Annotated in this window: 16 protein-coding genes; 10 read left to right on the top strand and 6 right to left on the bottom strand. The window is 61.6% G+C overall.

Going from position 1 to position 20,703, the window contains the following annotated elements:
• Positions 1–201 precede the first annotated feature (201 nt).
• Positions 202–1,110: a DMT family transporter gene (locus AO356_RS04300; protein WP_060738724.1), complete on the bottom strand. Its 909-nt coding sequence runs from the start codon at positions 1,108–1,110 to the stop codon at positions 202–204.
• A gap of 130 nt (positions 1,111–1,240) precedes the next feature.
• Here AO356_RS04300 and aceK point away from each other — a divergent pair, with 130 nt between their 5' ends.
• The 7 genes from aceK (at position 1,241) to AO356_RS04265 (ending at position 12,453) form a co-directional block, all read left to right on the top strand.
• Positions 1,241–2,962: a bifunctional isocitrate dehydrogenase kinase/phosphatase gene (aceK, locus tag AO356_RS04295; RefSeq protein ID WP_060738723.1), complete on the top strand. Its 1,722-nt coding sequence runs from the start codon at positions 1,241–1,243 to the stop codon at positions 2,960–2,962.
• 229 nt (positions 2,963–3,191) lie between these two features.
• Entirely contained in the window at positions 3,192–7,103 is a 3,912-nt protein-coding gene (hrpA, locus tag AO356_RS04290) for an ATP-dependent RNA helicase HrpA (RefSeq protein WP_060738722.1), read from the top strand.
• A 329-nt stretch (positions 7,104–7,432) separates the two neighbouring features.
• Positions 7,433–8,554: a beta-ketoacyl-ACP synthase III gene (locus tag AO356_RS04285; RefSeq protein WP_060738721.1), complete on the top strand. Its 1,122-nt coding sequence runs from the start codon at positions 7,433–7,435 to the stop codon at positions 8,552–8,554.
• A 192-nt stretch (positions 8,555–8,746) separates the two neighbouring features.
• The gene (locus AO356_RS04280; RefSeq protein ID WP_060738720.1) at positions 8,747–9,358 is read left to right on the top strand and encodes an RNA polymerase sigma factor; all 612 of its coding nucleotides are present in this window, start codon (positions 8,747–8,749) and stop codon (positions 9,356–9,358) included.
• Entirely contained in the window at positions 9,352–9,588 is a 237-nt protein-coding gene (locus tag AO356_RS04275; RefSeq protein WP_060738719.1) for an anti-sigma factor family protein, read from the top strand. The genes AO356_RS04280 and AO356_RS04275 overlap by 7 nt, the downstream gene beginning before the upstream one ends.
• A gap of 288 nt (positions 9,589–9,876) precedes the next feature.
• Positions 9,877–11,187: an OprO/OprP family phosphate-selective porin gene (locus AO356_RS04270; RefSeq protein ID WP_060738718.1), complete on the top strand. Its 1,311-nt coding sequence runs from the start codon at positions 9,877–9,879 to the stop codon at positions 11,185–11,187.
• 141 nt (positions 11,188–11,328) lie between these two features.
• On the top strand, positions 11,329–12,453 hold the full coding sequence (locus AO356_RS04265; RefSeq protein WP_060738717.1) for a GNAT family N-acetyltransferase: 1,125 nt from the start codon (positions 11,329–11,331) through the stop codon (positions 12,451–12,453).
• A 139-nt stretch (positions 12,454–12,592) separates the two neighbouring features.
• On the opposite strand, the gene AO356_RS04260 is transcribed toward AO356_RS04265, so the two are convergent.
• The 4 genes from AO356_RS04260 to AO356_RS04245 all read right to left on the bottom strand — a co-directional run bounded on the left by AO356_RS04260 (position 12,593) and on the right by AO356_RS04245 (position 16,819).
• The gene (locus tag AO356_RS04260) at positions 12,593–14,425 is read right to left on the bottom strand and encodes an ABC transporter ATP-binding protein (protein ID WP_060738716.1); all 1,833 of its coding nucleotides are present in this window, start codon (positions 14,423–14,425) and stop codon (positions 12,593–12,595) included.
• 84 nt (positions 14,426–14,509) lie between these two features.
• Entirely contained in the window at positions 14,510–15,073 is a 564-nt protein-coding gene (locus tag AO356_RS04255; RefSeq protein WP_060738715.1) for a peptidylprolyl isomerase, read from the bottom strand.
• Positions 15,074–15,077: 4 nt separating this feature from the next.
• Positions 15,078–15,881, bottom strand: coding sequence for an alpha/beta fold hydrolase (locus AO356_RS04250; protein WP_060738714.1), 804 nt, complete (start codon positions 15,879–15,881; stop codon positions 15,078–15,080).
• Positions 15,882–15,895: 14 nt separating this feature from the next.
• Positions 15,896–16,819, bottom strand: a complete 924-nt coding sequence (locus AO356_RS04245) for a LysR family transcriptional regulator (protein WP_060738713.1) — start codon at positions 16,817–16,819, stop codon at positions 15,896–15,898.
• A gap of 50 nt (positions 16,820–16,869) precedes the next feature.
• Between AO356_RS04245 and AO356_RS04240 the strand changes: the two genes are divergently transcribed.
• From AO356_RS04240 to AO356_RS04230, 3 genes are all read left to right on the top strand, one after another.
• Positions 16,870–17,184, top strand: coding sequence for a hypothetical protein (locus AO356_RS04240; protein WP_060738712.1), 315 nt, complete (start codon positions 16,870–16,872; stop codon positions 17,182–17,184).
• A 150-nt stretch (positions 17,185–17,334) separates the two neighbouring features.
• Positions 17,335–17,934: an FMN-dependent NADH-azoreductase gene (locus tag AO356_RS04235; RefSeq protein WP_053120158.1), complete on the top strand. Its 600-nt coding sequence runs from the start codon at positions 17,335–17,337 to the stop codon at positions 17,932–17,934.
• 381 nt (positions 17,935–18,315) lie between these two features.
• Positions 18,316–19,182, top strand: coding sequence for a carboxylate/amino acid/amine transporter (locus AO356_RS04230; RefSeq protein WP_060738711.1), 867 nt, complete (start codon positions 18,316–18,318; stop codon positions 19,180–19,182).
• 112 nt (positions 19,183–19,294) lie between these two features.
• On the opposite strand, the gene AO356_RS04225 is transcribed toward AO356_RS04230, so the two are convergent.
• A complete protein-coding gene (locus AO356_RS04225) occupies positions 19,295–20,593 on the bottom strand; it encodes a mechanosensitive ion channel family protein (protein WP_060738710.1) in 1,299 nt (432 codons plus the stop codon).
• Between the last annotated feature and the right edge of the window lie 110 nt (positions 20,594–20,703).

The following is a 20,703-nucleotide window of genomic DNA, read 5'->3' as shown; positions in this document are numbered from 1 at the left end:
CCTTTAGAGGCTCGCTGACTGAACAACCGCTATCGCGAGCAAGCTTTGCTCCCACAGGTCATGTGTAATCCTTGTGGGAGCAGCTTTGCTCCCACAGGTTATATGTAATGCCTGTGGGAGCAGCTTTGCTCCCACAGGTCATATGTAGTCCTTGTGGGAGCAAGGCTTGCCCGCGATGGCCTATTCAGCCACACCGAAGGATTACCGGGCAGATGCTTCAGCCGGTTTCACCACCCCAGGTTTCAACACCAACCACAACGCCGCCGCAATCAACACCCCGCCATACAAATGCGCCATCCCCAACGGCTCGTCCAGCAGCAACGCCCCCCACAACACGCCGAACGGCGGGATCAGGAACGTCACGGTCATGGATTTGACCGGGCCGATGGAGCTGAGCAGGCGGAAGTAAAGAATGTACGCCAGCGCGGTGCACACCAGTCCCAGACCCAGCAGGGACAACCAGACGCTCCAGCCCCCCCAGCTGGCCGGCGGCTGGCTGATGACGCTGTAACCAAACAGCGGCAGCAAGAACACCGTGGCACCGAACATGCTGCCCAGGGCCGAGAGGCGGCTGTCCAGGCCTCCTTGGTGATCGAGCCAGCGCCGGGTGAGGAAACCGGCAAAGCCGTAGCAGGTCGTGGCCAGCAGGCAGGCGAGGGCGCCCATCAACAGTTGCAGGTCGAAGGCCACCGGGCCGGCGCGGGTCAGGATGCCAACGCCGAGCAGCCCGAGGAAGACACCGCTGACCTTGGCCAGGGTCAGTTGTTCGCTGAAGAACAAGCCGCCGATCAATACCCCCATCAATGGCGTGGTGGCATTGAAAATCGCCGAATAACCGGCCGGCAGCACCTGGGCCGCCAGGGAATAAAACGTGGCCGGAATACCCGAGTTGATCAGGCCCAGAACCATCACGACTTTGAGCTTGCCGCGAAAATTCCAGTTGACGCGCATCAGGGCCAGGATCACCAGCAGCCCGACGAAGGCGATGGACACGCGAAAGAATGCAGTGGGGAGGGTGCCAATGACGGGGGCGATGATGCGCATGAACAGGAAGCTGGCCCCCCAGATGGCGGCCAATGACAGTAAACGCAGGATATCGACGAGGTTCACGAGCCACTCCTTCCTTGATGGGGTGGCAAGTGTCGCCGTCCTGCATAGCGATGGCAATGGTTGCGTTGGCGCGTGATTGGCCTCTAAGCTCAGTCGCCAATAACAAGCATGACCCGCCGAGGTTTACCCTATGCTGCAGCCATGGCCCGCCCTCGAAATCGCCCGTTCGATCCTCGACGGCTTCGACGATTATCGTGAGCATTTCCGGCAGATCACCGACGGCGCCCGCGCCCGGTTCGAGCAGGCCCTGTGGCTGGAGGCCCAAGCGGCGTCGGCGGCGCGGATCAATTTGTATGAAGAAAAAGTCTTCGAAACCGTCGCCAGGCTGCACAAGGCCTTCGATGACGAAACACTGATGGATGTGGGCTGCTGGCCGCTGGTCAAAAGCGCCTACATCAGCCTGATCGACCTGCGTTTCGACGATGAACTGTCGGAAACCTGGTACAACTCGATCTTCTGCGGGCTGTTCAGCCACGACCTGATCAGCGACGGCACCATGTTCATCCACACCACCCGCCCCAGCCTGCGCCGGGCCCGTGCCGCCCAGACCCGCACCTACAAGCCCCAGGGGCAGTTGGACCGGATGCTGGCCAGCGTGTTCGCCGATTACCGGTTCAGCGAGGACTACGGCGACCTGCCAGGCGACCTGCAGCGCCTCGAGACGCAGTTGCGCGAGAACCTGCCGGACTGGGTCTGCAAGGACCCGGAACTGACGGTGGAGCTGTTTTCCTCGGTGCTCTACCGCAACAAGGGCGCCTACCTGGTGGGCCGGATCTTTACCCGCGACGACCAATGGCCGCTGGTGATCCCGCTGCTGCACCGTGAGGGCCGGGGTATCCAGATCGATGCGCTGATCACCGACGAGGCGCAGGTGTCGATCATCTTCTCGTTCACCCGCTCGTACTTCATGGTGGACGTGCCGGTGCCGGCGGAATTCATCGGCTTTCTCAAGCGCATCCTGCCGGGCAAGCACATCGCCGAGTTGTACACCTCCATCGGTTTCTACAAGCACGGCAAGTCCGAGTTCTACCGGGCGCTGATCAACCACCTGGCGAACACCGACGACCAGTTCATCATGGCCCCCGGCGTGCGCGGGATGGTCATGAGCGTGTTCACCCTGCCGGGCTTCAACACGGTGTTCAAGATCATCAAGGACCGCTTCTCGCCGTCGAAAAACGTCGACCGGGCCACGGTGATCGAGAAGTACCGACTGGTGAAAAGCGTCGACCGGGTCGGGCGCATGGCCGATACCCAGGAGTTCGCCGATTTCCGCTTTCCCCTGAGCAAATTCGAGCCGGCCTGCCTGGAGGAACTGTTGGAAGTAGCACCTTCCACGGTGTCGGTGGAAGGCGAGACGGTGCTGATCCGGCACTGCTGGACCGAACGCCGGATGACGCCCCTGAATCTTTACCTGGAAAACGCCAACCCGGACCAGGTGCGCGAGGCGCTGGAAGACTACGGTCTGGCGATCAAGCAACTGGCGGCGGCCAATATCTTCCCCGGCGACATGCTGCTCAAGAACTTCGGCGTGACCCGCCACGGTCGCGTGGTGTTCTATGACTACGATGAAATCTGCTTCCTCACCGAAGCCAATTTCCGCCACATCCCCGAGCCCCGTACCCCGGAAGATGAAATGGCCTCCGAGCCCTGGTATTCCATCGGGCCGCTGGATGTGTTCCCCGAAGAATTCCCCCCGTTCCTGTTCGCCGACGCCGGGCAGCGCAAGCTGTTCGACCAGTTGCACGGCGAGCTGTACAACGCCGACTACTGGAAAAGCCTGCAAGAGGCGATCCGGGCGGGGAAGGTGATCGATGTGTTCCCGTATCGGCGTAAAGACCTGGACAACGAATAAGCGCCAAGCTCCCTCGCCACAAGCAGCCTTGACGCAAATCCCCTGTGGGAGCGAGCTTGCTCGCGATAGCGGTGTATCAGTCGACATCAACGCAGGCTGAACCACCGCTATCGCGAGCAAGCTCGCTCCCACAAGGGGGTGGCGCTGGGCTGCTTTGCGTGTTCGGCGCAATGGCTGCAAATCTGCGACAATCCGCCCCCTGCACAAACCGACGACCCTTGCGTACCTGATGACTGACCAAGCCCCCGCTATCGACAAGCTGCTGAAAAACCTCGACCACGCCATGCTCGCCGACCGTCACCGGTTGCGGCGCCAGTTGCTCGAGCTGCGCAAGACGCCCGACGAGGCCAAGCTGACCCAGTGGGTGGCGCGCATGCAGGCGTCGTGCGACCAGGTGCTGGCGCGCAAGGCGAGCCTGCCGGTGATCCGCTATGACGACAATCTGCCGATCGCCGCCAAGCGCGACGAAATCAAGGAGGCATTGCTCAAGCATCAGGTGCTGATCATCGCCGGCGAAACCGGGTCGGGCAAAACCACACAGTTGCCGAAGATCTGCCTGGAAATCGGTCGCGGCCAGTACGGCTTGATCGGCCACACCCAGCCGCGCCGGATTGCCGCCCGCAGCGTCGCAAGCCGTGTCGCCGAAGAACTGGCCACGCCGTTGGGGGCGTTGGTGGGGTATCAGGTGCGCTTCGAGGACCAGAGCGACGCCAACACCCTGATCAAGCTGATGACCGATGGCATCCTGCTGGCCGAGACCCAGAACGACCGCTACCTCGAGCGCTACGACACGATCATCGTCGACGAAGCTCACGAACGCAGCCTGAACATCGATTTCCTGCTCGGCTACCTCAAGACCCTGCTGCCGCGTCGCCCAGACCTTAAAGTGATCATCACCTCGGCGACCATCGACCTGGAGCGTTTCTCCAAGCACTTCGATGACGCGCCCATCGTGGAAGTCTCGGGCCGCACCTTCCCGGTGGACACCTGGTATCGCCCGCTGACCCTGGAGCAGGACGAGGAAGGCAACCGGGTCGAGGACGACTTGACCGTCGACCAGGCGATCCTCGCCACCCTCGATGAAATCGCCGCCTACGAGCGCAGCGAGCGCCGCAGTCCTGGGGATGTGCTGGTGTTCCTGCCGGGCGAGCGGGAGATTCGCGACGCCGCGGAGATGCTGCGCAAGGCCCAGCTCAAGCACACCGAGATCCTGCCGCTGTATGCGCGTTTATCGCCGGCCGAACAGCAGCGGATCTTCCAGTCCCACCCGGGCCGTCGCGTGGTGCTGGCGACCAACGTCGCCGAAACCTCGCTGACCGTGCCGGGTATCCGCTACGTGATCGACAGCGGTACCGCGCGCATCAGCCGCTACAGCTATCGGGCCAAGGTCCAGCGCTTGCCCATCGAGGCTATTTCCCAGGCCAGCGCCAACCAGCGCAAAGGCCGTTGCGGGCGGGTCGAGCCGGGGATTTGCGTGCGGTTGTACAGCGAGGAAGATTTTCTTGGGCGGCCGGAGTTCACCGATCCCGAGATCCTGCGCACCAACCTGGCGGCGGTGATTCTGCAGATGCTGCACCTGCGCCTCGGCGAGATCACCGACTTCCCGTTCATCGAGCCGCCGGACGGCAAGGCCATCAGCGACGGTTTCAACCTGCTGCAAGAGCTCTCGGCGGTGGACCGCAACAGTCAGCTGACCCCGCTCGGTCGGCAGTTGGCGCGCTTGCCGGTGGACCCGCGCATGGGCCGCATGCTGCTGGAAGCAGCGAAGCTGGGCAGCTTGCAGGAAGTGCTGATCGTCGCCAGCGCCATGTCGATCCAGGACCCGCGCGAGCGTCCGCCGGAGCGCCAACAGGCGGCCGACCAGGCCCACGCCCAGTGGAAGGATCCGGATTCGGACTTCGCCGGGCTGGTCAACCTGTGGCGCGGTTTCGAAGAGCAGCGCCAGGCCTTGACTGCCAGTCCGCTGCGCAACTGGTGCCGCAAGAATTTCCTCAATTACCTGCGTCTGCGCGAATGGCGTGATTCCCATCGCCAGTTAAGCCTGATCTGCCGCGACATGCAGTTGAGCCTCAATAAGGAGTCGGCCGACTACCCGAAGCTGCACAAAGCGGTGCTCTCGGGCTTGCTCAGTCAGATCGGCCAGAAAACCGAAGACGGTGACTACCTCGGTGCCCGTCAGCGGCGCTTCTGGATTCATCCGTCGTCGGGCCTGGGCAAGAAGCGTCCGCAGTGGCTGATGACCGCCGAACTGGTGGAAACCACCAAGTTGTACGCGCGCATGGTGGCCAAGATCGAGCCGGACTGGATCGAGCCGCTGGCCGGGCACCTGATCAAGAAAAACCACTTCGAACCCCATTGGGAGAAGAAGCGCGGGCAAGTGGTGGCCTATGAGCAGATCACCTTGTTCGGGCTCATAGTCGTCGGTCGGCGGCCAGTGCACTACGGTCCAGTGGACCCGGTGGTGTCCCGTGAGCTGTTCATTCGCGAGGCGCTGGTACGTGGCGAGATCCAGTCCAAGGCCAAATGCCTGGGCGCCAATACCCGCTTGCTGGAGCAACTCGACGAACTGGAAGCCAAGGCCCGTCGCCGCGACATCCTGGCGGACGAGGAAACCCTGTTCGCGTTCTACGACGCCCGTTTGCCGGCCGAGATCCACCAGACCGCGACGTTCGACAGTTGGTACCGGATCAACAGCCAGAAAGACCCGCAATTGCTGATCATGCGCGAGGAAGATGTGTTGGCCCGCGAGGCCAGCGAGGTCACCGCCACGCAGTACCCCGACACCTTGCGTGTCGGTGACCTGACCTTGCCGTTGAGCTATCACTTCGAGCCCAACCATCCCCGCGACGGCGTGACCTTGCGTGTGCCGGCGCCGTTGTTGCCGATGCTGCCGCCGGAACGCCTGGAATGGCTGGTGCCGGGGATGATCGAGGCCAAGTGCATCGCCCTGGTGCGCAACCTGCCCAAGGCCTTGCGCAAGAACTTCGTGCCGGTACCTGACTTCGTCAAGGCGGCGCTGCAACGTATCACCTTCGCCGAGGGCTCGTTGCCGCAGTCCCTGGGCCGTGAGCTGCTGCGCATGACCGGGGCGCGGGTCAGCGACGAAGCCTGGGCCGAAGCGGCCCAGCAGGTGGAAAGCCATCTGCGCATGAACCTGGAAATCGTTGACGGCCAGGGCAAGTTCCTCGGCGAGGGCCGCGACCTGGCCGAGCTGACAGCACGCTTTGCCGAGGCCAGCCAGGCGGCCTTGGCCGTGCCGCAAACGGCAAAAAGCCAGGAACCGGTGGAGGCGAAGATCTTCGCGCCGGTGGCCGAGAAAACCCAGCAGAAGATCGCCGGGCTGTCGATGACGGTCTATCCGGCGCTGGTGGAAGAGGGCGGCGTGGTCAAGGAAGGGCGTTTCCCGACCCCGGCCGAAGCCGAATTCCAGCATCGCCGCGCCTTGCAGCGTTTGCTCATGCAGCAATTGGCCGAATCGGCCAAGTTCCTGCGTGGCAAGCTGCCGGGGCTGACGGAGTTGGGCCTGCTGTACCGCGACTTGGGCCGCATCGACGGCCTGGTGGAAGATATCCTGCTCGCCAGCCTCGACAGCTGTGTGCTCGAAGGTGAAGCGAGCCTGCCCCGCGACGGCGCCGCCTTGGCTGCCCTGGCCGAGCGCAAGCGCGGCGGCTGGACCGAACACGCCGAACGCCTGGCGAAGCTGACCCTGGACATCCTCAAGCTCTGGCATGGCCTGCAAAAACGCTTCAAGGGCAAGATCGACCTGGCCCAGGCCGTGGCGCTGAACGACATCAAGCAGCAGCTCAGTCACCTGGTGTACCCGGGCTTCGTGCGGGAAACCCCGCATCAGTGGCTCAAGGAGCTGCCGCGCTACCTCAAGGCCATCGAGCAACGCTTCGAGAAGCTGGGCAGCCAGGTGCAGAAAGACCGGGTCTGGAGCGGCGAACTGTCGAACCTCTGGGCCCAATACCAGGCCCGCGCCAGCAAACACGCCCAGGAAGGCAAGCGCGACCCGCAACTGGAGTTGTACCGTTGGTGGCTGGAGGAATACCGAGTGTCGTTGTTCGCCCAGCAACTGGGTACCAAAGTGCCGATTTCCGACAAGCGCCTGGGCAAGCAGTGGGGGCTGGTGGAGGGTTGATGGCCAAGGCCACCAAACCCTTGTGGGAGCGAGCTTGCTCGCGATAGCGGTTGATCAGTCAACATCAGTGCAGGCTGAACCCCCGCTATCGCGAGCAAGCTCGCTCCCACAGGTTTTGTGTCGTAAGTCAGGGAGAATGGGCCAAACCCCCGCGTTTATGGCAAACTTCGCGCCTATAAATGCCGGTTCCGTGGTTTTGAGCTTCAAGGCCACGGGCGGATCCGGAATAAAGCGATGCCAGGGCTGCTTCCCCGGATGGGAAAAGTCCCTTTGTGTATTGGTACGTCGGTGCCAATACTTTCTGCCTGAACAGATCAGAGACACGACCCATGCATAACGTCGTCATCAGCGGCACCGGCCTGTACACCCCGGCCAACAGCATCTCCAACGAAGAGCTGGTGCAATCTTTCAATACCTATGTCGCGCAATTCAACGCTGACAACGCCGATGCCATCGAGCGGGGTGAAGTCGAGGCATTGACCGAATCCAACGCTGCGTTCATCGAAAAGGCCTCGGGCATCAAGAGCCGCTTTGTCATGGACAAGGACGGCATTCTCGATCCGCAACGCATGACCCCACGCCTGCCCGAGCGCTCCAACGACGAGTGGTCGGTGCTCTGCGAAATGGCCATCGGCGCTGCGAAACAGGCCCTGGAGCGCGCCGGCCGCACGGTCGCCGACATCGACGGGGTCATCGTCGCCTGTTCCAACCTGCAGCGTGCCTACCCGGCCATCGCCATCGAAGTCCAGGAAGCCCTGGGCATCGAAGGTTTCGGTTTCGACATGAACGTGGCCTGTTCCTCGGCGACCTTCGGTATCCAGGCCGCGGCCAACAGTGTGCAACTGGGTCAGGCCCGGGCGATCCTGATGGTCAACCCGGAAGTGTGCACCGGCCACTTGAACTTCCGCGACCGCGATAGCCACTTCATCTTCGGCGACGCGGCCACTGCCGTGATCATCGAGCGGGCGGACCTGGCGACCTCGCCGTACCAGTTCGACGTGGTCAGCACCAAGCTGCTCACCAAGTTCTCCAACAACATCCGCAACAACTTCGGTTTCCTCAACCGCGCCGCGCAAGAGGGCATCGGCAGCCGCGACAAGCTGTTCGTCCAGGAAGGCCGCAAGGTGTTCCGCGACGTTTGCCCGATGGTGGCCGAACTGATCGGTACCCATCTGGAAGAAAACCAACTGAACGTTGGCGACGTGAAACGCTTCTGGCTGCACCAGGCCAACTTGAGCATGAACCACCTGATCGTGCGCAAACTGCTGGGACGTGAAGCCACCGAGGCGGAAGCCCCCGTGATCCTCGACCGCTACGCCAACACCAGTTCGGCCGGTTCGGTGATTGCATTCCACAAATACCAGGATGACCTGCCCAGCGGCTCGGTTGCCGTCCTCAGCTCGTTCGGTGCCGGTTATTCGATTGGCAGCGTGATTTTGCGTAAGCATTGATCTGGTCTGGCTCAGCTTTGATCTGTGCCTTTTCAGTTTCTATCTGGGTTGGTTCAGCTTTTGTGGCGAGGGAGCTTGCTCCCGCTGGGCTGCGCAGCGGCCCCAGGATTTTGCGGTTGCTGCGCAACCGAGCGGGAGCAAGCTCCCTCGCCACAGAAAAATCATCAGTCCTTCCAGGCAATGGGGTGTTGAATGACGGTCACCGACGACACCCTCCTGCTCCAACGCCTCCTGGCCGGTGAGCAGCAGGCCTACAGGGAGCTGGTCAGCGCCTACCAGAGCCCGATGCGTGCCGTGGCCTATGCCATTGTCGGCAGTCGCCATGTCGACGAAGTGGTGCAGGACGCCTGGTTGTCCGTGGTGCGCAATCTCAGTGGTTTCCAGGGGCGTTCCAGCCTCAAGACCTGGCTGTTGACCATCACGGCCAACGCCGCCAAGGGGCGCTACAAGCAGAACCGCCGGGAAGTGCTGCTCGATGACCTCCCGGCCCCCCACGGCACTCTCGGCGATGACCGTTTCGCCGCGGACGGCCATTGGCTGCTGGCGCCGTTCGCCTGGCACCAGGACACGCCCGAAGCGTTGCTCACGATGAGTGAATTGCGTGATTGCCTGGAGCACACGTTGCTCAGCCTGTCGGAGCTGCAAGGCAGCGTACTGACCCTGCGGGAACAGCAAGACCTGGAGTTGGACGAAATCTGTAATCTGTTGGGTATCTCGCTCTCCAATGTCCGTGTGCTGTTGCATCGTGCCCGACTGAAGGTCTTCGCGACTGTTGAACATTTCGAGGAAACCGGCGAATGCTGACCTGCAAGGAACAAGTGGCGCGCTCCAGCGATTTTCTCGATGGACAATTGAGCTTTCGTGAGCGCCTGATGGTGCGTCATCACCTGATGTTCTGCCCCAATTGCCGACGCTTCATCCGTCAGATGCGCCTGATGCAGGCGACCCTCAAAAAACTGCCGCAACCCCCGATCCCCGACCTGGACCAGCTCGCCGAGAAACTCGCCGCCGAGCGTCGCAAAAACATCCGCTGACACCTGAGACACCACCCACCCTTGTGGGAGCGAGCTTGCTCGCGATGGCGGTATGTCAGTGAAAGATTTGTTGCCTGATACGCCGCCATCGCGAGCAAGCTCGCTCCCACAAGGGGCTTGCCCATGTGCTGGTTATTCCCATTCGAAGTAAAAAGTTCCGCTGTCATAAAATCTTTATGTGATAGCAACTCGCCTGACACAACCGGTCGCCAACATCCCCTCCCAACACCAGCGGGCCCAGTTCCGCGTGTTTTCTAACGCATAGACTACCAACAGGGGAATTCTTCGATGATCCGTAAGCACTTCGCAGGTGTTGCCGCCAGCGCACTGGCAATGGCAGTAACCGCCCAGGCTTTCGCCGGCACCGTCACCACCGATGGCGCCGATATCGTGGTCAAAACCAAGGGCGGCCTCGAGGTCGCTACCACTGACAAAGAGTTCAGCTTCAAGCTCGGCGGTCGTTTGCAGGCTGACTACAGCCAGTTCGATGGCATCTACACCGACAACGGCAAATCGGCCGATGCCGCTTACATCCGCCGCGCGTTCCTGGAACTGTCCGGCGTGCTGTACACGGATTGGGCCTACACCATCAACTACGACATGTCCCACAACAGTGGCGACTCCGATAACGGCTACTTCGACGAAGCGTCCCTGGCCTACAACGGCTTCAAGCCCGTGTCGATCAAGGTCGGTCGCTTCGACCCCGACTTCGGCCTGGAAAAAGCCACCAGCTCCAAGTGGGTGACCGCGCCCGAGCGTAACGCTGCCTACGACCTGATCGACTGGGCCAACAGCCACCAGAACGGCCTGGGCATCCAGGCCTCCAGCACCTTCGCCGATTCGTTCTATGCCTCGGCCGGCGTGTTCAGCAAGGACACCGACGACACCGACGGCGACAGCGTCAAGCAAGTCAACGGTCGCTTCGTCTTCGCTCCGATGCACGAAGCTGGCAACGTGCTGCACTTCGGTCTGAACGTAGCCTCCCGTGACGTTTCGGACACCGCGTTCGATGCACGTTATCGCTCCCGCCTGGGCATGCGTGGCGTTGAAACCCTGGGTGGCAACGATGCCGGTCCCAACGGCAACCGTCCGGTCCTGGGCGGCGCCAACAACTCGCCGGCCGGTTCGTACGACACTGACACCGCCTTCGGCCTGGAAGCCGCTTTCGCCATGGGGCCAGCGTCGATCCAGGGTGAATACATCTCCCGCAAGACCAAGGCTGACAGCGACGCCTTCGAAGACCTCAAAGGCCATGGCTTCTACGTCCAGGGTGCCTACACCATCACCGGTGAGTCCCGTGGCTATAAGGTCGGCAAGTTTGACGCGATCAAGCCTCAGAACAAATCCATCGGCGCCTGGGAAGTGTTCTACCGCTTCGACAGCATGACCGTCGAAGACGACAACATCACCACTGCCTCGGCGACCCGTGAAGTGGGCGATGCCGAAGCCAAGGTGCACAACCTGGGCGTGAACTGGTACGCCAACGAAGCGGTGAAAATCACCGGTGCCTACGTCAAGGCCAAGACCGACAAAGTCACCAACGCCAATGGCGATGACGATGGCGACGGTTTTGTTGTCCGTGCCCAGTACGTGTTCTGAATCGCGCTGACTTGATACAGCGCTTTTTCTTCATCCGTTAATGCTCCTTTTCAACCCCGCCCCTGGCGGGGTTTTTTTATGTGCGCTCGGTCAGGATCGGCGATACTCGCTCCATCCGTCGTCTGGCTCTCGAGGAATCGCATGCCGCTTCACGTCTTGGACAGCCTGTCCGCCATCGCGCCGCACGAGTGGGACGCGTTGGTGCCCGCCAACCAGCCTTTCCTGCGCCATGCCTTCCTCGGCACCCTGGAAGACAGCGCCAGCCTGGGTCCGCAATCCGGTTGGCAAGCCGAGCATTTGTTGCACATTGAAAACGGTCAGCTGTTGGCGGCCTTGCCCAGTTACCGCAAGTGGCATTCCTACGGTGAATACGTGTTCGACCACGGCTGGGCCGACGCTTGCGCCCGCGCCGGCATCGATTACTACCCCAAGCTGTTGACGGCGGTACCGTTCAGCCCGGTCAGTGGTCCGCGACTGTTGGCGGCGCGGGTGGAGGACGGTCTGGAGTTGCTGGACAGCGTGCCCGGATACCTGGAAATCGAAGGGCTTTCCAGTGCCCACATCAACTTCACCGATGCCTTCACCGACGCGGCACTTGCCGGGCAAGAAGGCTGGCTGCAGCGGATCGGCTGCCAGTATCACTGGCAAAATCGCGGTTATCGCGACTTCCAGGATTTTCTCGATGCCCTCAGTTCCCGCAAGCGCAAGCAGATGCGCAAGGAGCGCGAACAAGTGGCGGGGCAGGGCATCGCGTTCGACTGGCTCGAAGGTCATCAGTTGGACGAGGCACAGTGGGATTTTGTCTACGCCTGTTACGCCAACACCTACGCGATACGACGGCAGGCGCCCTACTTGACCCGGACATTCTTCAGCCTGCTGGCCGAACGCATGCCCGAGGCCATTCGTGTGGTGCTGGCCAAGCAAGGTTCACGGCCGGTGGCGATGGCGTTCAGCCTGGTGGGCGGCGACAGTTTCTATGGACGGTACTGGGGCTGCCTGGCGGAGTTCGACCGGCTGCACTTCGAGACCTGTTTCTATCAAGGCATGGACTACGCGATTGCCCATGGCTTGCAGCGCTTCGATGCCGGCGCCCAGGGTGAGCACAAGTTGATTCGCGGGTTCGAGCCAGTGATTACCCGCTCATGGCATTACTTGCGTCATCCGGGGTTGAAAGCGGCGGTGGCGGATTTTCTCGTGCGCGAGCAGGAGGGGGTTCTGGCGTACGCCGAAGAGGCCAGGACGGCACTGCCATATCGGCAGGGTTGATATCCCAAGGCTGATACCAAACCCCGTGGGAGCAAAGCTTGCTCGCGATGAGGTCGGCGCAATCCTTTATAGATCGAGTCGCCTGTTTCGCGAGCAAGCTTTGCTCCCACAGCCCAGTGCTGCGGACTGTTTGATCTATTCAATCGATCCCCACGAACCCACCCGTCTGATGCTGCCACAGCCGCGCATACAACCCACCGTGGGCGAGCAATTCGGTATGGCTGCCGGTTTCGGCGATGCGGCCATTTTCCAGCACCACCAATCGGTCCATCCGGGCGATGGTGGAGAGGCGGTGGGCGATGGCGATCACCGTCTTGCCTTGCATCAGGGTCTCGAGGCTTTCCTGGATCGCCGCCTCGACTTCCGAGTCCAGTGCTGACGTCGCTTCGTCCATGATCAGAATCGGTGCGTCCTTGAGCAGCACGCGTGCGATAGCGATGCGCTGGCGCTGGCCGCCGGACAGTTTCACCCCGCGCTCACCCACATGGGCATCGAAGCCGGTGCGGCCTTCGGCGTCCGACAGCAATGGGATGAATTCATCGGCCCGGGCCTTGTGCACGGCTTCCCAGAGTTGCGCATCGGTGGCGTCGGGTTTGCCGTAGAGCAGGTTGTCGCGAATCGAGCGATGCAGCAGCGAGGTGTCCTGGGTGATCATGCCGATGCGTTCGCGCAGGCTTTCCTGGCCGACTTCGGCGATGTCCTGGCCGTCGATGAGGATGTGCCCGCCTTGCACGTCATAGAGGCGCAGCAGCAGGTTCACCAAGGTGGATTTACCCGCGCCGGACGGGCCGATCAGGCCGATTTTCTCGCCAGGCTCGATGGTCAGGTTGAGGTCGCCGATGACCCCGCTTTTCTTGCCATAGTGGAAGTCCACATGCTCGAAACGCACTTCGCCCCGGGCCACCGCCAGGGGCTTGGCCTGGTCGCGGTCGGTGACGCTGACCGGCTGGGCGATGGTCTGCAGGCCGTCCTGGACCATGCCGATGTTTTCGAAGATGCCGTTGACCACCCACATGATCCAACCGGACATGTTGACGATGCGGATCACCAGCCCGGTCGCCAGGGCAATGGCGCCCACGCTGATCAGCGACTGGGTCCAGAGCCACAGGGCCAGCGCGGTGGTACCGACGATCAGCAGCCCGTTCATGCTGGTGATGACCACGTCCATGCTGGTCACCACGCGGCCGGCCAACTGGGCTTTTTCGGTCTGCTCCTGGATGGCTTCGCGGGCGTATTGCTGTTCGAAATTGGTATGGGCGAACAGCTTCAGGGTGGTGATGTTGGTGTAGCCGTCGACGATCCGTCCCATGAGTTTGGAGCGGGCATCGGACGACACCACCGAGCGCTCCTTGACCCGTGGCACGAAATAGCAGAGTGCGCCGATGTAGGCGGCAATCCACATCAGCAGCGGGATCATCAGGCGCCAGTCGGCTTCGGCGAACAGCACCAGGGAACTGACGGCGTAGATCAGCACGTGCCACAGGGCATCCACTGCCTGGACCGCCGAGTCGCGCAGGGAGTTGCCGGTTTGCATGATGCGCTGGGCGATGCGCCCGGCGAAATCGTTCTGGAAGAAATTCAGGCTCTGCTTGAGCACGTAGCTGTGGTTCTGCCAGCGGATCAGGCTGGTCATGCCGGGGCTCAGGGTCTGGTGCACCAGCAGGTCATGCAGGGCCACGAAGATCGGCCGGAAGACCAGCGCCACCACGGCCATCCAGGCCAGCTCCAGGCCATGGACCTTGAAGAAGTCCACATTGGGCGTGCCTTGGGTCAGGTCGATGATGCGGCTCAGGTAGCTGAACAGCGCCACTTCGATCAGCGCGCCGATCAGGCCCACCACCAGCAGCACCACGAAGCTGGGCCAGACCTGTTTCAGATAATAGGTGTAGAAGGGCAGGACGCGGTTCGGCGGGGCCGAGCTCGGGGCGTCGCGGAAGATGTCGATCAGTGTTTCGAAGCGGCGAAAAACCATCTGTAAATGCCCTGGCAGGGGCTCTCCTTTTTGCTAATGGGCGGTGCGGGATGACCGCGCCGCCCAGGCTTGCCGTGTGCCGCTTCAGTCGATGCGCTTGGCCGACTTGATGAGCACAGGGTCGATCGGCACGTTTTGCATGCCTTGCTTGGTGGTGGTCTGGGAGTTGACGATGATGTCCACCACGTCCATGCCCTTGACCACCTTGGCGAACACTGCGTAGCCGGCGTCACGGCCCGGATCGAGGAAGGCGTTGTCGGCCACGTTGATGAAGAACTGGCTGGTGGCCGAGTCCGGGTTGGACGTGCGCGCCATCGACAAGGTGCCGCGAACGTTGTGCAGGCCATTGCTGGCTTCGTTCTTGATCGGTGCCTTGGTGTCTTTCTGTTGCATCTGTGCGGTAAAGCCGCCGCCCTGGGCCATGAAGCCCGGGATCACGCGGTGGAAAATCGTGTTGTTGTAGAAACCACTGTCCACGTACTCAAGGAAGTTCTTGGTACTGATGGGGGCCTTGACCGGGTCCAGTTCGATTTCGATCTGGCCGTTGGTGGTTTCCAGCAATACATGGGGGGCCTTGGCGGGCGTGGCGGCCATCAGGTTGGCGGCAAACAATGCGGTGCCGGCGGCGAGGGCGATTTTTTTCAGCATGGGGTCAGAGATCCTGAGTGGTGGAATCGGTTGCGGTCAAAAAGTCGAGCAGGGTTTGGTTGAAGCGTTCGGGTTGATCCAGCGGGGTAGCGTGCCGTGAATCGGCGATGACCACCAGATGCGCATTGGGCAGCCGCTTTACATAGGCTTCTTTCAGCGCCACCGGGGTGTAGTCGTGGTCGGCGCAGATGACGAGGGTTGGACAGGCGACCTGTGAAAGTCGTTCCTGAACGCCCCACCCCACGATTGCATCGAAGCTGGCGAGATAAGCACGTTTGTCGTTCTTTGCCCAGCGCCGGGCCATTTCCAGGCGTAACTCGGTTTGCTCGGGCTTGGGAAACAGCTTGGCGCCCAGGGCCTTGCCGATAGTTTCCAGGCTGAGCAGGCGCATCAGGCTCCAGCGCTTGAACCATTGCCAGCAATCATCGGGCGTGCGGACTTTGACTTCGGGAGCACTGTTGACGATGCACAGGCTCCTGACCCGTTCGGGCTCATCCACCGCCAATTGGAAACAGATCATGCCGCCCATGGACCAGCCCACCAAATGCACCGGGCCCAGGTCCAGGTGATCGATCAGGGCGCTCAGGTCGGCACTGAAACCTTTGATGCTGTAGCGCTCGCGGGGTTTGTCGGAGCGGCCATGACCGCGCACATCCATCACGATCAGGCGGTAGCGGGCGGACAATGCCGGGATCTGCTTTTCCCAGTCGCGGGTGCTGGAGCCCAGCCCATGGACCAGCACCAAGGGCGTGCCGTGGCCGTATTCCTCGTAGTGCAGGTCGCATCCTTCGTGTGCAAAATAGGCCATCGGCGAAATCCTTGTCAGGCTTGTTCAGGGGCGGCGAACGGCGCATCCAGCGGCGCGGTGTCGAAGGTGCGCAGCAATTCGATCAGGATTTGCGTGGCCGGGCCCAGGGGTTTTTCCTTGTTCGAGAAAAGATAGAAGGTCGAGTTGCGGCTGCCTCCCTGCTCCAAGGGTAGACGCTTGAGCACGCCTTCCTTGAGTTCCCGTTCGATCATGTGCCGGGGCAGCCAGGCGAAGCCCAGGCCGCTGCCGACAAAACTCGCGGCGGTGGCCAGGCTGCCCACGGTCCAGCGCTGTTCGGCGCCGAGCCAACCGACGTCGCGAGGCTGCTGGCGGCCGGAGTCGCGGATGACCACTTGCAACTGGCTTTCCAGGTCCTGGAAGTTCAGCTCGCGATTGAGGCGGTGCAGGGCATGCTCGGGATGGGCCACCGCGATGAACTCCACGTCGCTCAATTCCGCACCCAGGTAACCGGGAATGCTGAAGCCGCTGATGGCCAGGTCGGCCACGCCTTCGAGCAGCACTTCTTCGACACCCGACAACACTTCTTCGCGCAGCCGCACCCGGCAGCCACGGCTTTGCGGCATGAAAGCGGTCAAGGCGCGAACGAGGCGGGCGTTGGGGTAGGCCGCGTCGACCACCAGGCGCACTTCCGCTTCCCAGCCTTGCTCCATGTGGTGGGCCAGGTCTTCCAGTTGGCTGGCCTGTTTCACCAGTTGCCGCGAGCGGCGCAGCAGCACCCCGCCGGCTTCGGTCAACACGGCCTTGCGTCCATCGATGCGCAGCAACGGCACACCGAGTTGGTCCTGCATGCGGGCCACGGTGTAGCTCACGGATGACTGGGAGCGATGCAGCACTTCGGCGGCCTGGGCGAAACCGCCGTGGTCGACCACCGCCTGCAAGGTGCGCCATTGATCCAGGGTCACGCGGGGCGCTTTCATATCGGGCTCCTCTTGTCCTAAGCTGGCGGTCCCTTGGTGGAGACTGCCGAATGAAGAAAATCTGTTGTGTGGTGCTGGCCTTGCTGCCACTGACTGCGTTTGCCTACCCGATCGATGTGGAAAAACACCTCAACGGCCTGAGCATCGACTACACCGCCTATGACACCGATGCCGACATCGGCTCTATCCAGGTCAACAACTACGGCAGCACCGACGCGGCCTGCACCGTGGTGTTCAACAACGGTCCCGAGGCACCGCGCACCCGCAAGATCGAAGTCGCCGCCGGCAAGTTCAAGAACGCCACGGCCAAGTTCAACCGCAACATCATCAAGCTGCGCATCAAGCTGACCTGTCAGCCGAAATAGTCCGGCAGCGGGGCAAGTGATCGTGCCTGCTCCGCTTATAAACGAAAATATCGATGCATTACAGCAGTTATTTGCGCTTTTTCATCGATATGATCACGTTTAACCTTCACTCCATCGACTGACAACATTCTCAGATGGAGCCTACAAGCCATGTCCCGCGTTCTGATCATCGAAAGCAGTGCCCGCCAGCAAGACTCGGTTTCCCGTCAACTGACCCAGACTTTCATCAGCCAGTGGAAAGCTGCGCACCCGGCCGACGAAATCAGCGTTCGCGACCTGGCCATCAACCCGGTGCCGCACCTGGATGCCAATCTGCTGGGCGGCTGGATGAAGCCTGTCGAGCAGCGCAACGACATTGAAAACGCCTCGCTGGAACGCTCGAACCAACTGACCGATGAGCTGCTGGCCGCCGACGTCCTGGTGATGGCTGCACCGATGTACAACTTCGCCATTCCCAGCACTTTGAAAGCGTGGCTCGACCATGTGCTGCGTGCCGGCGTGACGTTCAAATACACCCCCACCGGTCCCCAAGGCCTGCTGGCCGACAAGCGCGCCTTCGTGCTCACCGCCCGGGGTGGCATTCACGCCGGTGGCAGCACCGACCATCAGGAACCCTACCTGCGCCAAGTCATGGGCTTCATCGGCATCCACGACGTGACCTTCATCCATGCCGAAGGCATGAACCTGGGTGGCGAGTTCCAGGAGAAGGGTTTGAATCAGGCCAACGCCAAATTGTCCCAGGTCGCCTGATCCGTTAATCCTCGGGTAATCGCCAGGTGGTCTAGTGACCTGGCGCTTCCCTTCAAACCGTTTTGCGCATCGAACCTCCCTTTGCACTTATTGCTCCTGAGTGCATCAGCCCGATTGAACGCTTTAGCGAGATCGGGCTTTTTTTTGCCCGCGATTTACTGGCCGCTGAATGATCCTGTGGGAGCGAGCTTGCTCGCGATAGCGGAGTATCAGTCAGCTGCTATGTCTCTTACCCACCGCCATCGCGAGCAAGCTCAGCTCCCACAGGGTTTGGCGGTGACCGCGAGACTGTGCTCACCACTCCGCCCCATGTGGGAGCGAGTGAACTCGCCCCCAAAGCTCAAAACCGCTATCTTCGCCGCCATCCGAAACGAGGGGCGTATGGGCTATCTACTTTTTGTGACATTGATCCAGGCATTTTCCTTCAGCCTGATCGGCGAGTACCTGTCCGGACATGTGGACAGTTACTTCGCTGTACTGGTACGGGTCCTGTTGGCCGGGCTGGTGTTCATTCCGCTGACCCGCTGGCGTCAGGTGGAGCCGTCGTTCATGCGCGGCATGCTGTTGATCGGTGCCTTGCAGTTCGGCGTGACCTACGTCTGCCTGTACCTGAGCTTCCGAGTATTGACGGTGCCCGAGGTGCTGCTGTTCACCATCCTTACGCCCCTGCACGTGACCTTGATCGAGGATGCGCTGAACCGCCGCTTCAATCCCTGGGCGTTGATCGCGGCGCTGGTGGCCGTGGCCGGTGCGGCGGTGATTCGCTACGACCGGATCAACCCGGATTTCTTCATGGGCTTCTTGCTGCTGCAACTGGCCAACTTCACCTACGCGGCCGGGCAGGTGCTCTACAAACACCTGGTGGCCCGTCATCCGAGCGACCTGCCGCACTACCGGCGTTTCGGCTATTTCTATCTCGGCGCGCTGATGGTGGCGTTGCCGGCATTCCTGCTGTTCGGCAAGGCCAATTTCTGGCCAGAAGCGCCGTTGCAATGGGGCGTGCTGGTGTTCCTCGGCCTGGTTTCCACCGCACTGGGGTTGTACTGGTGGAACAAAGGCGCCTGCCTGGTCAACGGCGGGACGCTGGCGGTGATGAACAACCTGCACGTGCCGGTGGGGCTGCTGGTGAACCTGCTGATCTGGAACCAGCACGAGGTGTTGGGGCGGCTGCTACTGGGTGGGTCGGTGATATTGGCGGCGGTGTGGATCAGTCGGTTGGGGATCCGCCAGCCTCAGCCTTCACCCTGATCCCCTTGTGGGAGCGAGCTTGCTCGCGATGGCGGAGTGTCAGTCAGCATCTATGTTTCTGATACACCGTCATCGCGAGCAAGCTCGCTCCCACAGGGGATCTGTGGTGGTTTCAGATCACCTGCTTCTGCGGCTCCGGCAGGTGGCTCGCCCCTAGCACCGCCGGCAACAATCCCGAACGCAAGTCCATGCCGCTGGGCTGTTGGTACAGGTTCAACCCGAACTCCGGCATCACCGCCAGCAGGTAATCGAAAATATCCCCCTGGATGCGCTCGTAATCCGCCCACGCCGTGGTGCGGGTGAAGCAGTAGATTTCCAGCGGGATGCCCTGGGCGGTGGTCTGCATCTGCCGGACCATGCAGGTCATGTTCGGCTGGATCTCCGGGTGGCTCTTCAAATAGGCCAGGGCGTAGGCGCGGAAGGTGCCCAGGTTGGTCATCCGCCGACGGTTGGCCGACATGGCCGCGACGTTGCCCTGGGCTTCGTTCCAGGCCTTGAGCTCGGCCTGCTTGCGGCCGATGTAGTCGGTCAGCAGGCGCACCTGGGTCAGGCGCTGTTCTTCCTCGTCATGCAGGAAGCGCACGCCGCTGGCGTCGATGAACAGGCTGCGCTTGATCCGTCGTCCGCCGGACTGCTGCATGCCGCGCCAGTTCTTGAACGACTCGGACATCAGCCGCCAGGTCGGGATCGAGACGATGGTCTTGTCGAAGTTCTGCACCTTGACCGTGTGCAGCGTGATATCCACCACATCACCGTCGGCGCCGACCTGGGGCATCTCGATCCAGTCGCCGACCCGCAGCATGTCATTGCTGGTCAGTTGCACGCTGGCAACGAATGACAGCAGGGTGTCCTTGTAGACCAACAGGATCACCGCCGACATCGCACCCAGGCCCGACAGCAGCAACAACGGCGAACGGTCGATCAGCGTGGCGACGATGATGATCGCGCCAAACACATACAGCACCATCTTCGTCAGTTGCACGTAGCCCTTGATCGAGCGGGTACGCGCATGTTCGGTGCGGGCGTAGACGTCCAGCAGGGCGCTGAGCAGGGCACTGAGGCTCAGCACCATGAACAGGATGGTGAACGCCAGGGCGACGTTGCCCAGGAAAATCATGCTGGTCTTGCTCAGTTCCGGCACCAGGTGCAGGCCGAACTGGATGATCAGTGACGGCGTCATCTGCGCCAGGCGATGGAAGACCTTGTTCTGGCGCAGGTCGTTGACCCAGTGCAGGGCCGGTTGGCGCCCGAGCAGTTTGGCCGCGTGCAGGATCAGGTAGCGCGCCACCCGTCCCAGCACCAGGGCGATGACCAGCAGCAACATCAGGGCGAGGCTGGAATGCAGGAGCGGGTGCTGGTCAAGGGCACCCCAGAGGTCTTGGATGTTGACCCAGAGTTGTTTGATGTCCATGGACGAAACGGTTCTTCTATAAAGACGCGACGGGGCGATTAGAGCATTTAAGCCCGTTCAAGTGACCGTTGATGACAAATCGGCTTATAAAAATGCACTGATTTACCGCC

The organism is Pseudomonas fluorescens (genome assembly GCF_001307275.1).
GTDB classification, from domain to species: Bacteria; Pseudomonadota; Gammaproteobacteria; order Pseudomonadales; family Pseudomonadaceae; genus Aquipseudomonas; species Aquipseudomonas fluorescens_AA.
Note: the sequence above shows the minus strand (reverse complement) of the source record. Positions and strands in the feature narration are given on the sequence as shown.